Here is a 13,227-nt window from a genome sequence, read left to right as displayed (position 1 = left end):
TCTTAACGGAACATATCTTTATTGACAGCCTTGCTCATTGCCATTTTGGAATGGATCAGCCCTTGTTCGACCAGTTCTTTAAGGTTTTGGTCCAGGGTCTGCATGCCTTCCTTGCGGCCGGTTTGAATCGCCGAATACATTTGCGCCACTTTGGCTTCCCGTATCAGGTTCCTGATCGCGGGCGTGCCCACCATTATTTCATGGGCGGCAATCCGACCGCCGCCATTTTTCTTTAGCAGTGTCTGCGATATAACCGCCTGTAACGATTCAGACAGCATCGACCTTATCATATCTTTTTCTGCGGCGGGGAATACATCGATGATACGGTCGATGGTTTTGGCCGCAGAAGTGGTGTGGAGGGTACCGAACACCAAATGACCCGTTTCCGCCGCCGTCAGCGCCAGCCGAATCGTTTCCAAATCCCGCATTTCGCCAACCAGGATAATATCAGGATCTTCCCGCAGCGCCGATCGCAAGGCTTCATTAAATCCGTGGGTATCACGATGGACTTCGCGCTGGTTAATCAAGCACTTTTGGCTGTCATGCACAAATTCGATAGGGTCTTCAACCGTCAGGATATGGGCATAATCATTGGTATTGATGTGGTTGATCATCGCCGCCAAAGTCGTAGACTTGCCTGAACCTGTAGGGCCTGTCACTAAAATAAGTCCGCGTGATTTGGTGGTCAGCTCGGCGAAAAACTTAGGCGCTTTTAAATCCTCCAATGACAACACCTTGGAAGGAATCGTCCTGAACACCCCCGCCGCACCACGCTCCTGGTTGAATGCATTCACCCGAAACCGTGCAATCCCTGGCAACTCGAAGGAAAAATCAGTTTCCAAAAATTCCTCATAATCGCGGCGTTGCTTGTCATTCATAATGTCATAAATCAGCGCATGGACTTCCTTATGTTCCAGGGCAGGGATATTAATCCGCCTGATATCGCCATCAACCCGTATCATGGGCGGCAAGCCTGCTGACAAATGCAAATCCGAGGCATTATTTTTGACTGAAAAGGCTAGCAGTTCGGCGATATCCACAGTTTACTCCTGGATCGTAAAAGAAAGGTTAGTTATGCTGCTAACAATAGTTCAAGTCTTCGCTTTTTTAAAGCGATATTGTTTAATAAACGACCATACCTACTGATACATTCCCTCAATGAATATCCCCGAAAAAATAAAAGCCATCCGAAACCAAATTGAAACGTATTGCAACACGTGCCACCGCAATCCGCAAACTGTCTTACTGCTGGCAGTAAGCAAAACCAGGCCTGCAACCGATATTGCCATCGCTTATCAGGCTGGTCTGCGTCATTTTGGGGAAAATTATTGCCAAGAAGCGTTGCTAAAACAACAAGCCCTGGGTGCTTACGACATAACATGGCATTTTATAGGCCCTATCCAATCCAACAAAACCAAGTTGATCGCCCAACATTTCAGCTGGGTACACAGCGTTGACGGCCTAAAGATTGCTAAGCGCTTAAACGAACAAAGGCCGGATAATTTGCCGCCCCTGAATATCTGCCTGCAAATTAATGTCAGTGAGGAACTGACGAAATCCGGTATTGCAACCGACGAATTAGCGGAACTGTCCGGGGCAATAGCCGAATTTCCCCGATTAAAGTTACGCGGTGTCATGGCAATTCCTGCGCCGGAAGAAGATTACGAACAACAACGCTTGCCTTATAAGGCACTTTTTCGAGCTGTAACTGCGCTAAAACGGCCAGAGCTGGATACTTTCTCCTTCGGCATGACAAATGACCTGAAAGCCGCCATCAGCGAAGGCGCTACGATAGTGAGGATAGGCACGGCTCTATTTGGTGAACGACATTAGAAGACTCATGAAATTTAACGCACCAACAAATCATTCCCAAACCAATCGACTAAAACATGGCGATAGTGTTCAGATTTTCGAGTTTGCAAATGTTCCAGGGGATTAAGATTATCGGTCAGGACAATGCCGTTACTGGCGTCGACCGTGAATTTGCGCTGGTTAAGCCAGTCGGCTTGTCCGGTAGTGAGCGGAGGGGTAGCCAGGTCAATCGGCTGGCTACTCGCCAGGAAGATATAGTCATTGAAATCTTCGCCAGGCTCGGAAACAAACAGGGATTGGTTCGGAAACACTTGCGCTACAGTCCTAGCAACCGAAGCTAACGCCTGTTGGCCTTCGCCCTGCCCGAAGGCGACAAAATTGAGTGCCAAGATGCCTTGGGAAGCCAATAAGCCCTTAAGTTGCCCCAGGGTTTCCACAGTCAATAGGTGAGACGGCTCGGAGCCACCCGTAAAACAATCGTGAATAATCAAATCATACGACCCGGTCAAATGCCGAATTTCATAGCGGGCATCGCCTATGACCTGTTTTCCAGTCGGCTTATAGCCGAAATAATTGCTGGCGGCATCGGCTACGGCAGGATCAATCTCCAAGGTATCGGTGACTATGCCGTACTTATCACGTAAGGTCATTGCCATGTGACCTGCCCCCTGGCCTATCAGCAACGCTTTTTTGATGGTTGGCTTTAATGCCGGAATCAAAGCGACAATATCCTGATAGGTCAAGCGGTTTGTGCCATCGGATATGTTGGCCGCGCCTATCATCGACGCATCGGCAGTCAAGAACCGTAAATCCCTGCCAGGCTGTTCAATGACGCGGACATAGCCGTACAGGCTCTCGCGCTCGGAAAGGACGTTAAAACGTCCATCAGGCGGGATATGGCCAGCGCCGACAATCTTAGGCACTAAACATAATCCGGCTAACGCTAACAGCGTACAAGGCAGCACGGCAACGGTCTTGCCAAAGCGTTTTTGTTCAAACACAGCGACGACAACCGCGAGCAAGAACAGCATCAAACTTAAACTCACCAGGATTTGCCGCGATCCCACCCAAGGAAACAGGAAGAACCCCAACAGTAACGTACCTATGACGCTGCCCAAGGTGCTGACCGCATAAACAGTGCCGGAACTGCTGCCAACGCCATCCAATTCAGATGTCGCCAACTTAATCGCAAACGGGCCCACCATACCGAGCAAAGTCAAACTGGGAAAAAACAACACTAACGCACTGGCAAATGCCCCGCCGCGCAACCCCAACGTATCGGTCGCCAGTAACACAGGCCGGGTAGCCCAAGGGATGAGCAGGGTGAACAAGGCCGCCAAGGCAATAATCAACGACAACCCGATGCGTTGCGCCCGATCCGCCCATTGCCCGCCGACAAAGTAACCAACCGCTAAAGCGATCATGGTGACCGAAATCAAGGACGACCACACATAAAGGCTTGCCCCGTAAAATGGCGCGATCAGGCGTGTACCAAGCATTTCGATGACCATCACCGATGCGCCGGTCAGAAATACAATCAGGTAAAGCCCGGCGTTGCCGCGCTTAGTTGAAGAGGTGTCGACCATGGCTAATTCCCTGTTTGTTTGTCATTCATAATTAACGCTAAAAATACTTTATCCGTGTTCTTTGGTCAAAAGTTGGGGATTACATTATAGTTGTTTTTTGATCCAAAACCCGCCTTTCTCGCCACGAACATCCACCCAAAGATGGGGCAATCCCAAATCCTGTAACCACTCGACCCCTCGATCTTCCTTGAGCATAGCAATCGTCGATGCGCTGCCAGCCACCACACAAAAATCGGCAACCACACTAACCGCCGCAAGATGCCGCACCGGCCACCCCGTTTTAGGGTTAAGGACATGACCGTAACGTACGCCGTCGACCATGATGCAACGCTCATAATCCCCACTGCTGGCTAAAGCCCCTTCGTACAATTGCACGGTATCCAGCAACGCGTCCTTGCTGCGCGGGTGGCGTATACCTACCTGCCAGGGGCTACCATCATCACGGGGACCGATCACCTTAATGTCGCCACCCAGGTTGATAACGCCACGCCTTATGCCCAAGCCGTAACATAAAGAAGCGGCACGATCGACTGCATATTCCTTAACCACGCCGCCGAAATCAATTTCCATACCCGGCACGGAAAAAGCCAGTACAGGTCGTTTCCAGGAAACCTTATGCCAACCGACCTTATCCCGCAATTCATCAACGAGGGATTGTTCTGGCAGCCCCCCTTTATCGAACTTCCAGGCATGTCGCAAAATCCCGGATGTAATGTCAAACAGGCCATCGCTTTGTTCATGACAGGTGACCGCATAATCCAAGAGACTGGCGGTTTCGTCATCCACATTAATTGTCCCGCCGATAGCCGCCGCCCGATTGATTGCAGATAAAAAACTATCGGGCTTATAGCGCGAATACCGTGCTTCTAAGCGTTCTACATCTGCGATAACTGCCAGAAAGGCGTTATTCGCTTTTGTTTGGGTCGGGGCAAATAATTGTATTTCACACGGTGTTCCCATTGCCCTGAACTCAGTGCGAAAGTACTTGAGATTGTTTTGTTGCATCTGGCCATTATAGCGTCGAACAGCGAATAGTTTCAGATAGTGGAATTCGTAAAACCGTGTGGAATTATCAAGCTAAAGTTTAATCATTATAAACACAGTGCCTACCGACCGCTTACAGCCATAATATGGTGGGCTATCAATTTACTGTGCTGCTTGCTTCATAAGGGATTCTAGTTTTGTAATAGCCGTTGTACGCACGACTTCGTCACTGTCATTAACCGCTTGCTGCAGCAGGTCAACATCGTCCGTAATGCCGTCCACTGCCATCAGGCGGACATCTGCCGAGCCATCGTGGATGGCTTCACTAAGCGCCACCGAAATGCTTTCCGTATCGTTACTCCAATGCGTCAACGTCGACAGGGCTTGCGCCCGAACATTGGCGTCTTCGTCATGGACTGCATCTTCCAGCATTTCCTGAATTTTAGGGTCGTCTTTTGTGCCAGCCGCCAATAAAGCTCCAATCGCTTCTGCCCGTCCGGCAGCATTATTCGATTTCGCCATTTTGAGCAGGGTGTCGGAAGGATTCGGTTTCGCTGTCGTATCGGACACTTGCTGGCTTTGCTCGGGCAGCGTATTGCCAGTTAGCGAACAGGCCGTACCGTCCTGGCGCGACCCCAGCACCCAAGCCTCCGCCAATTGCCCTTTGCTCTCCGACTTATCGGGTATATGTGGGTAACGGACAACCAAATCAGCCCTTCTTTCCAGTAGACATTCCAAGACCTGCTTTAAAGTTGAACCCACACACGTCGCCGTCACCAAACCATCAGGTAATACCGAAAAATGGATCGGCACCTGAGTTTTTGCTGTAATCGCTTTCAGCACTTCCGCCATAGGTATCTGCCTAACTTCCAGTTGTAGTTCACTGCCCTTGTTGGTGCTGATGACTAACTCAGCCATAGGCTTTTCCGCTGGTGCAGCCATGCCCGCCCCAGCCAACCCAACAATAATTAAGCCCAACAAATGCCGAAGTAGGCAAGTACGCGTTAACAGAGGAAATTTTGTATACATGGGCTTATAAAATAGTTGGCGACTTATATAACAAAAAAATACGGCGACAAATCCTCATCGCCGTAGGCCAGAGGTATATTGCTTTGGCAGGATGACAACCGGATGCAACAGCATAAAATATCTCACCACTGCCTTAACAAAAGCCGCTCCGTTTTAGTGCCTGACAAGTTGTTCCCAATGCCAATCGTAATGGCCCGTTCGGTGCTACTGGTTCCTCATGATGACAACATTGGCACCTACCCGCCTACTTCTCTTATCCAGGCAGCTTATTGCGGCATCGTACTGTACGATGCCAGGCACATTCGCGTTATATTTATTGATCTTTACCTTATAAACGCCAGGGCCTTTGGCTAATTGGGCCGGCCTGCCGCTGACAATACCGTCACCAGGGGTGGCATCCACGATGACGGGCGTAGAAACTCCGCCTTTGGATACCTGGACACTCACCATAGTGTCCGCAGTCAACCCTGATATGGTCGCACGGATAGCCACTGCCGGTTTAGCGCAGATGGCCTTATAGATGTCAGCAGCCGTTTCCGCGCTGCCCAAGCTGCCAAATTGGTGCAGTTGGTTGACACAAAGTGCCGTATTGGCGCTGTCATCACACTCTGGTGGTGGTGGGGTGGCGCAAATGCCATTGACTAAAACTAGGGGTGCGGTACAACTTGGTGTTGTCGGTATCGTGCAAATGCCATTGACCAATTCCTGCGGAGGTATGCAACCTGAAGGCGGGTTAAGTTCAGCAACAATGTCAACAAAGAATTGGTCTGTATACCCCCCAAAATCATAAATTAACCTTGTAGCAAAGTGTTCCGGCACAGGCAAAGGCTCAGTTATAATGGAATTTCTAATGCCAGTAAGTGAGCGATCCTGCACGGGAGGAGTAATGACACCCTCAACATTGGTTCCAGTATTACCATCACCGTGGCAACCAGTGGCGCAATTACTATCAAATAAGGGCGTAGCAGCCATAGCTTCTGTTGCAGCAAGCAAACCCGTTAATAACACTATAGTTTTGATGACTATAGGTAATTTTGTTGCGTGGTACATTTTAACTATCCCCTCTGATTTATAAGTGCATAGGCCATGCAGCTTATGCGTTGTTTTTAGAATGTAGGGTGCGTTTTACGCACCAAATACGGTGTATGGAATGCACCCTACTTGACTCGGTTATTGCAACAGGCCTGAACCTGACCATGCCAGGAATAAATACCATCATCACTCATTACAAAACTCTGCTTCATCGGCTGCCTGCGTTGCCCGTGCAAGGAAAGACTTAACGGCGCTTTGCTGTTCTGCCACTGTCGCCTTGATAAATTTCCCAGGGGTTTGCTTGGCCGCTTTCAGGCAGCCGTGACAACAAAACAAGACCGTACGGCCTAAAATATCGGCCTTGAATTTTTTGTTCGTGATCTTTTCGCCAGTGACCGGGCAGGTCGTCACACCGTCCCCGCGCCCCTGAAACAGCGAAGAAAATGGCAAGGCTTTTTGCACCCCTTTGGCTTTTACTAATTGCTGCACTGGGTCTGCCCCCTGCGCGTACGCTGTTAAACTAACGCCTATCAACGCGAGCAACAGACCAAGCACGCTTGCGAAACGGTAAGTTGGAAATATGCTGTTCATTGCTTAACCTCAACATTCATTGCTATTCAAACGATAGGATTCGGCTCTCTTAGAAAGCCACACCCCAGGTTGCTGACAACGCACCATCACGATCCAGTTGGTAGCCGTTGAAATCGGTATAAACGGGTTGCAGCCATTCCACACTGAAACGGTTGCCGGCCAAATCGCCAGATGGCACAACAGCGCTTAAGCCAAAGCCGACATCCCAAAACCGACCGCCATAATTGCTGGGGTAGTCTTGTGGGCCGAATCTAAGTTGGGAATTTACTCTAATAAAACCAGTTTCTTCTTTTGGGTTATTGGGATTAAAAAATTGGCCTACTGACGAGCCGTTATATTGGCCCTTGATCGAACCTTGCACGGTATAGACACCGCGTACTGTCGCCGTCAACCAGTTGGTTAGGTTATAGCCGCCCCAGGCCATACCCTGGAACATATCGCCCAAGCGATAGCCGGACTTGTTTTTGCCTTCCATCCGCACAATACCATTGGCTTGTGCGCCCCAAGAGAACTTATCCACCTGTCCGGTGTAGGTCAGGCTGGGCTTGAAATCCCAGGTGCCGCTGCCGAGTTGCATACCGTAATCATGATAGCCACCATCGTTAGCATGAGCCCTGCGGATTTGCAGGTCGACATCGCCTGTGGGTGCGCTTAAGCCAGCGGTCGCATGGACATGGTGCAACCCGTTATCAAAAAGTTTAACCAGGGCATACATCCCCAAATCACCGATGCCGCCCGTTTCATGGGGATTTTGTATATGGTGAGTTATATGATGCCCTAAATTGTTCGGTATGATATCAATACTCTGGGCGCCATCCAGCCCCCGCATACCCATTTGCATATCCACAAATTGCGGCATCAACATCAAGGTCAACCAATCCGTAGGCGCGTACATCAAATCCAGCATGTGCATACTCATCGACATGGACTCCGGCGTTAAAAAGCAGCCTAACGTATCGGTCTCAGTACATCCCCTGTCGACAACGGCTTGATCACTCACCGGACTGGTGCCATTGAGCATGTCACCGCCCTGGCTATTCCACATGTAACGATAGCCGACCATAAAGTCGCCCGCTTTCGGTAGCGTATGGGCAAACATAACGCCAGCGGGTTCGTGTGCGCCGTGCTGATGCCCCGCATGACCGTCGTGACTGGCATGACCGGCTCCACTATTGCCCAAGGCACTCAGGTTGACCTTTAACGCGGCATTGGCTACCCAATAATCAAAATCGGCATAGGCGGACTCACCGCCGCCGCCCAGCTTTAAACCACCTTGATGGGTGTAATACTCAAAGCCGGTTTCCAGGGCAAGCCCTTTGGCAAACTGTTTCGTTACCGTCAACCCGCCACTTAGGGTGCCAAAGCCGGACAAGCGTTGGTCGCTGGAATAATGGGCGGGTAGTTTGTTCGGGTCAACCAACCTATCTAATGTGTAACGCTGTTGCGAAATAAGGAAAGGCGCATAAAAATCAGCCGCATCTTGCGAGTAATAACGGATACGTGGCGTAACCGTCCAGCCGCTGCCCAAGGGCTGCACCCAATCCCCTTCAAACGTATGCGCCTGAATACCCCAATCATCCGCCGAAAAGCGGTAGTCAAAATGCAATGCGGCATCGAGTGCATTAATATATTGCACATAACGCCCACCCACAGCATATTGGTTGCGTACGTCTGGCCGCTGCTCGGTAAACATCGCGATTTGAGTGGGAAATACGCCTGGCGGCAAATCGCCGTAGGTATTGGAATCCGGGTTGTTATCGACAAAGGCTATCGCCACGCCTTTATAAGGGTTGCTTTGGTAGCCAGTGCTGCGGGTATAGCTAAAATCCGCGCCCAGCAAGACATCCTTGTTGACAACCTGAGTCAGGCCAAAATGAGTCGCCCAGTCCTGGCGAGTGCCATGAATGATTGTCTTTTCAATGGTTGTTCCACTTTCACCTACGATTTCAGTTAATTGTCGCGATGGCAGAAGACTTTTCTTCGTATAGTCATCATGGTCTAGCGTGGCATGGGTGTAGCTATTGGTATAACTTAAATCAACATTTAAGGTCGTTTGTTTTTGGTTAAAATCAAAACGTCCGCCGATATTGCCAAAACGGGAATCGTAGTCATCTTCTATGGAAATACCGCCGCCGACACTGACGGCGGCATTGTCCCAGTCATAACTCAGCTTGAAGTCCCCTTGCTTACGGGTTTCCGGCGAAGCTGTCGCCAGCACATGGGTCAGCCTGGTGTCATTTTTGAACACAGGCAGGCCGGTGTTGGGGTCAACCCGGTCGGTTTGAAACAGCCGATTTGAGCGTGAACCCAAAAACAAATTTTTTAAACCAGCCCCTGCGATCGCATAAGGCGAGGCACCTGTTAACGCATCGGCTGTGTTTTTGATGGCACGATTTCCCGATGCCAAGTAAGGCACGGTTGCCATAGGCGTTGCACCGCCCCAGGTATCTTGCAGGTAATTAAAGGCAAACTTCACCCGATCCGTCAAACTGACCCGTGCGCTGCCATGCAGACTATCCACTTCGATGGGGTTGAAACTTTTAGTACCAGAAATCCCAGAAGATGATCCATCGACTTCAGAAACCGATATATCCCTTTTCCCTTCCTGGTAATGGCTGTATTGAAAATCCACCTCGTCACCGTCGGCGGCATGGGCAATTGGCGACAATATCCCAGGCAACGACAAGGCTGTCGCGGTTAACGCTTTTAATGATGAAACCTTATCGTTTTTATTAATAACAGCCACAACCACCTCCTTGTCCCGCATTGCCGCCTGCCGCCGCCTCGCGGCTGCCATAGTTATGCGCCCTTAAGCTGCTTTGTAGCGGATGTGGGTCTAAAGCCATTTGTGGTTTTGCAAGATTGCCGCGCTCCCAGGGTTGTACCGTGGAACAGGCAGGGAGTGTTGCCGCCATCATCAGCAACAGCATTAATGCTGTCAGTTTTGTTATCATCATGCGTGTTTTACCTCTTGTTTCTTTTTTAATGGCCTTTCCTTGGCCTGTTGTTTTTACAAAGTGTGGTTTGCGGTTTTAGTGGCGCATTGGCATTGCGCTGATGCTACGTTGGTGCGGGTGCGTAAACCTGCCCGATCACTTGATATGTACCTTTGGTGGTCAAGCGTATCGTCACAAGCTGGTCGGATTTATTCTGCCAATGCCAGCCAAATTGGCCATTGAACGGGATAATAAAAAAGCCTTTGCCGCTGGTGCTGGTCAATTTGGCGAAGGTAAGGCTGGGCGTTTTGCTGTCTGTGGCTTCGCCGCGTAGTTCGGCGTAAATGGTTTTGCCATTCGCCGTCCAGGTGTAATCCAGGTCGTAATCCCGCTCCATTGTCAGCCTATAATCCAGGCTTTGCTTGGGCGGGATGGTTAAGGCAACGGTATCCTGGCGTTCTGCCAAGGGATCTTCGGCTGGCGTAACAGCAAAAGGTGGGGTTGGCTTAGCTTGCGCTGCAACGTGATCCGCAGCTTGAGCTGTCGATGTAAGCTCATAGCTTACTGCTTTTGGCTCTATTTGCGCCGATGCGTCTTTGATACCGAGATTTGCACCCCAACCAACCGGGTCACTGTGGAAAAAGTTTGGCAAAATCCAAGCAAATAATAGCACTGTCGTTACAACTGAAGTTACAGTTGAAACAATTATTAAACTGATTAGCGAACGCTTGTTTTGGTCGTCAAATTTCATGGTTTTCACATGGTTAAATAAGTAATTCCGGTTGATAACTCAGCGTTGTTCGTATTTGTGATACCTGTGTGTTCAACATTTTCAAAACGTCCTTGACAGCACCGACACTTAACGCCGGCGCTGCCATGGCACATCAAACCAACATTGACTTATTGATTTTGCAAATAAGTTTGTGGCGTTGTTTGATCGGCTGGGTTATGGACACCCGTGTTGTCAATACAATGCGCCCGGACGGTATAGCTTAGAGTACCCGCTATAGCCGGATTTTTGCTCACTATAAATACTTTGTTTCCGGAACCGGTTGCCACTTGTTGAAGCGTGGTAAAGGTGGTGGTACTGCAACTGGTTGCAGATAAAGCGGGCGAAGATAGTGCAGCCTTAACACAGGGCGTACCCGCCTGACGCTTAACTTGAAGCTGGACTTTAGCCGTGTTTGGGTTTAGACAGGTAAAATACCAAATGTCTTTTGCCGCCGCCGCTGTCCCCAAGGTACCTAAATAGTCGTGGGCTGATGCTGCGCCGGAAAAACCTGCTGCCGCGACCAAACTGGCAGCCATTAATGTTTTTAATTTTTTCATCGTTATTTCCTCATGCCGTTAGTCGTCTAACGGATTGTTATAAAAAAGCCGTGGTTTCATCCCCAAACCAACGGCATGGGCAAACGAAAACAATCTCCGCCATACCCGATTTACCTGGCACTTATCGAAACGTTAACGTAAGGCCAGTTATCGGCTCCAGCCTTGGTGCCGAAGTGCGCTATAAACGCAAAAATCCAAGGCGTTCCGCATTGCACGGAACACCCTGGATGGAAAGGATTGGTCTGTTGGTTGAGGCGGTTTGTTTGCGCTTAACCAACAAAAATCAGCCCTGATGGCTTACAGATTTGAATTGCCTTTGGTAAACGGACGGGTGTTTGGGCCAGTCAAGATGGCGTCAAACGCCGCACCAGTCGGCTCAACAGATACCACTCTTGAGCCCGTGGCAGATGAATTGATAACCGTCAAAGTTGTCCAGTAAGTTGGTTGGATAAGCTCTGGGTCGTTATATAACGCACTACCGCCGTAAGGTGCCGCAAACCACCAGTCTTGGCGGTTGTTGTCGCCGTTGCCTGCAGGCAATGAAACGTATACGGGCGCACCATTGACGTTGATTTGGTCAGGCGCAGCAGAAGATGCCAACAGCGGAATCTTGCGTTCAAACGCATCTTTAGGTTGTTTATAGGGGCCTCTAGCATCATTCGCCGCATTTTTCTCAAGGTCGCAATAATTGATTACGCCGATACGGATATTAACTTGCTTTACGGAGGGATCAATGATTTTAGTTACGGCCACTTTGAATGGCGTAATGGTGTTCAGCTTAGGCTCCATTGCGCCGTCTTTCCAGAATAAACCCTCTACTACACCTGGGCTTAACGCATTTGGGTCAATAATTTCTTGTGCTGTAGTAAACGCTGAAGAAACGCTGCCATAGCCGTTTACGCCTAAGTTAAGGCCTTTATCTTCTGGATGTGTTACCGGGTTACCATTAGCATCTAGGATTGGGTTTCCGTTAGCGTCAAAATCTGGTACTTGTACAATTGTCGGGAAGACTCCTGCACCACCGCCTTCTCCGAGAACAGTCCCTGCCGCATCGCGCCAAACAACCCGATCACCCGTAGGGAATACAGCCGATTGACCTAAAACTGGATACGCATCGCCGCTGTCGCCACCACAACCGTGGGTAATGGTAAAACCGTTGTAACTGTTGGCACCCGCCGTAGCAGTTACGGTTACCTGGTCGCGTACACCCGTGTGGGCAAAGGCTTGACCAGCAGCAAACATTACCGCAAGTGCGCAAAGTGTTAGTTTTGTGTGTTTCATTATTGAAGTCCTCCTCGGACATAGGTCTTGTTGTAAAAAGCAATGCATTTATAACGTGGCAGCCGAAGGTGTCACGGCGTAGTTAAGGCACTTTTCATGCCATTTATACGGGCTTTTGTGGCGATTTTTATTTGTGAGAGGAGGAGCTTCAAAAATTCCAGTATATCGATATAAGCATTTGATTATATATTGCTATTTATCTAAATAGCTGCGTGTGCATAACGAAATATTGCGGTTTTCTAAAACAGGTTTTTTAAAGTAAACGACCGTAAAACACCTTAAAAAATCGCCATTTTCTTCACATTAAGCAAAATGTGTAGAATATGCCCCAATTGCATAATTTTTTTGACCCCCTGAAACCCGCGCCAGTTGGGGCTTCCAGGGAAAAGTGCCGAATATGCCGCAACGGGTAGGTGATATGGCACACTTTTTGAGGTGGGCTTGCCGGTTGAATAAGGGCGTTTTAGCGAAATGCGTTATTGAGGAAATATCTGCCACTGTGTGTGGAGGATATTCAAGCATTGAACCCTGCCCAAAGGATTCTTATAGATTCGGCCTTTTAATGCCTGAACCGTTCGTGCTGAGCCCTTCGACTAAGCTCAGGAGAGCCTTGTCGAAGCACACACCGCCTTTCGACAGGCTCAAGG

The 13,227-nt window shown here is 49.5% G+C and carries 13 protein-coding genes; 2 read left to right on the top strand and 11 right to left on the bottom strand.

What is annotated here, in order from left to right; all coding sequences use genetic code 11:
• Positions 1–2: 2 nt before the first annotated feature.
• Positions 3–1,040 (bottom strand): type IV pilus twitching motility protein PilT, encoded by a 1,038-nt coding sequence (locus tag MGMO_RS05315; RefSeq protein ID WP_023494016.1) that lies wholly within the window; start codon positions 1,038–1,040, stop codon positions 3–5.
• A 118-nt stretch (positions 1,041–1,158) separates the two neighbouring features.
• Between MGMO_RS05315 and MGMO_RS05310 the strand changes: the two genes are divergently transcribed.
• Positions 1,159–1,833, top strand: coding sequence for a YggS family pyridoxal phosphate-dependent enzyme (locus MGMO_RS05310; RefSeq protein WP_023494015.1), 675 nt, complete (start codon positions 1,159–1,161; stop codon positions 1,831–1,833).
• Positions 1,834–1,847: 14 nt separating this feature from the next.
• Here MGMO_RS05310 and MGMO_RS05305 read toward each other — a convergent pair whose 3' ends face one another.
• The 9 genes from MGMO_RS05305 to MGMO_RS05265 all read right to left on the bottom strand — a co-directional run bounded on the left by MGMO_RS05305 (position 1,848) and on the right by MGMO_RS05265 (position 11,299).
• On the bottom strand, positions 1,848–3,398 hold the full coding sequence (locus MGMO_RS05305) for a fused MFS/spermidine synthase (protein WP_023494014.1): 1,551 nt from the start codon (positions 3,396–3,398) through the stop codon (positions 1,848–1,850).
• An 84-nt stretch (positions 3,399–3,482) separates the two neighbouring features.
• Positions 3,483–4,403 carry an FAD:protein FMN transferase gene (locus MGMO_RS05300; protein ID WP_036307008.1) on the bottom strand — a complete coding sequence of 307 codons (921 nt, stop codon included), beginning with the start codon at positions 4,401–4,403 and terminating at the stop codon, positions 3,483–3,485.
• 141 nt (positions 4,404–4,544) lie between these two features.
• Entirely contained in the window at positions 4,545–5,324 is a 780-nt protein-coding gene (locus MGMO_RS05295; protein WP_235557238.1) for a HEAT repeat domain-containing protein, read from the bottom strand.
• Positions 5,325–5,615: 291 nt separating this feature from the next.
• On the bottom strand, positions 5,616–6,461 hold the full coding sequence (locus MGMO_RS05290) for a hypothetical protein (RefSeq protein ID WP_023494011.1): 846 nt from the start codon (positions 6,459–6,461) through the stop codon (positions 5,616–5,618).
• A 168-nt stretch (positions 6,462–6,629) separates the two neighbouring features.
• Complete coding sequence (locus tag MGMO_RS05285; protein ID WP_023494010.1) at positions 6,630–7,034, bottom strand: hypothetical protein; 405 nt, start codon at positions 7,032–7,034, stop codon at positions 6,630–6,632.
• 49 nt (positions 7,035–7,083) lie between these two features.
• Positions 7,084–9,780: a DUF3570 domain-containing protein gene (locus tag MGMO_RS05280; RefSeq protein WP_235557237.1), complete on the bottom strand. Its 2,697-nt coding sequence runs from the start codon at positions 9,778–9,780 to the stop codon at positions 7,084–7,086.
• Positions 9,767–9,991, bottom strand: a complete 225-nt coding sequence (locus MGMO_RS05275; protein WP_023494008.1) for a DUF4266 domain-containing protein — start codon at positions 9,989–9,991, stop codon at positions 9,767–9,769. Before MGMO_RS05275 ends, MGMO_RS05280 begins: the two co-directional genes overlap by 14 nt.
• 103 nt (positions 9,992–10,094) lie before the next feature.
• Positions 10,095–10,721 (bottom strand): hypothetical protein, encoded by a 627-nt coding sequence (locus MGMO_RS05270; protein WP_023494007.1) that lies wholly within the window; start codon positions 10,719–10,721, stop codon positions 10,095–10,097.
• Between the two features lie 149 nt (positions 10,722–10,870).
• Positions 10,871–11,299, bottom strand: a complete 429-nt coding sequence (locus MGMO_RS05265) for a hypothetical protein (RefSeq protein WP_023494006.1) — start codon at positions 11,297–11,299, stop codon at positions 10,871–10,873.
• Here MGMO_RS05265 and MGMO_RS05260 point away from each other — a divergent pair.
• The gene (locus MGMO_RS05260) at positions 11,281–11,592 is read left to right on the top strand and encodes a hypothetical protein (protein ID WP_036307002.1); all 312 of its coding nucleotides are present in this window, start codon (positions 11,281–11,283) and stop codon (positions 11,590–11,592) included. The two genes, MGMO_RS05265 and MGMO_RS05260, sit on opposite strands and share 19 nt — an antisense overlap.
• A 4-nt stretch (positions 11,593–11,596) precedes the next feature.
• Here MGMO_RS05260 and MGMO_RS05255 read toward each other — a convergent pair whose 3' ends face one another.
• A complete protein-coding gene (locus MGMO_RS05255) occupies positions 11,597–12,580 on the bottom strand; it encodes a hypothetical protein (protein WP_023494005.1) in 984 nt (327 codons plus the stop codon).
• Positions 12,581–13,227: the final 647 nt, after the last annotated feature.

Source organism: Methyloglobulus morosus KoM1 (assembly GCF_000496735.2).
In the GTDB taxonomy this organism is placed as follows: domain Bacteria; phylum Pseudomonadota; class Gammaproteobacteria; order Methylococcales; family Methylomonadaceae; genus Methyloglobulus; species Methyloglobulus morosus.
This window is presented reverse-complemented; position numbering and strand designations above follow the sequence as displayed.

Excerpts from the sequence above, each read along its gene's own strand:
- MGMO_RS05260 (WP_036307002.1), top strand. The coding sequence starts at position 11,281 with ATGTTTTTAATTTTTTCATCGTTATTTCCTCATGCCGTTAGTCGTCTA.
- MGMO_RS05290 (WP_023494011.1), bottom strand. The coding sequence starts at position 6,461 with ATGTACCACGCAACAAAATTACCTATAGTCATCAAAACTATAGTGTTA.
- MGMO_RS05255 (WP_023494005.1), bottom strand. The coding sequence starts at position 12,580 with ATGAAACACACAAAACTAACACTTTGCGCACTTGCGGTAATGTTTGCT.
- MGMO_RS05310 (WP_023494015.1), top strand. The coding sequence starts at position 1,159 with ATGAATATCCCCGAAAAAATAAAAGCCATCCGAAACCAAATTGAAACG.
- MGMO_RS05300 (WP_036307008.1), bottom strand. The coding sequence starts at position 4,403 with ATGCAACAAAACAATCTCAAGTACTTTCGCACTGAGTTCAGGGCAATG.
- MGMO_RS05285 (WP_023494010.1), bottom strand. The coding sequence starts at position 7,034 with ATGAACAGCATATTTCCAACTTACCGTTTCGCAAGCGTGCTTGGTCTG.
- MGMO_RS05305 (WP_023494014.1), bottom strand. The coding sequence starts at position 3,398 with ATGGTCGACACCTCTTCAACTAAGCGCGGCAACGCCGGGCTTTACCTG.
- MGMO_RS05270 (WP_023494007.1), bottom strand. The coding sequence starts at position 10,721 with ATGAAATTTGACGACCAAAACAAGCGTTCGCTAATCAGTTTAATAATT.
- MGMO_RS05265 (WP_023494006.1), bottom strand. The coding sequence starts at position 11,299 with ATGAAAAAATTAAAAACATTAATGGCTGCCAGTTTGGTCGCGGCAGCA.
- MGMO_RS05295 (WP_235557238.1), bottom strand. The coding sequence starts at position 5,324 with ATGGCTGCACCAGCGGAAAAGCCTATGGCTGAGTTAGTCATCAGCACC.
- MGMO_RS05275 (WP_023494008.1), bottom strand. The coding sequence starts at position 9,991 with ATGATGATAACAAAACTGACAGCATTAATGCTGTTGCTGATGATGGCG.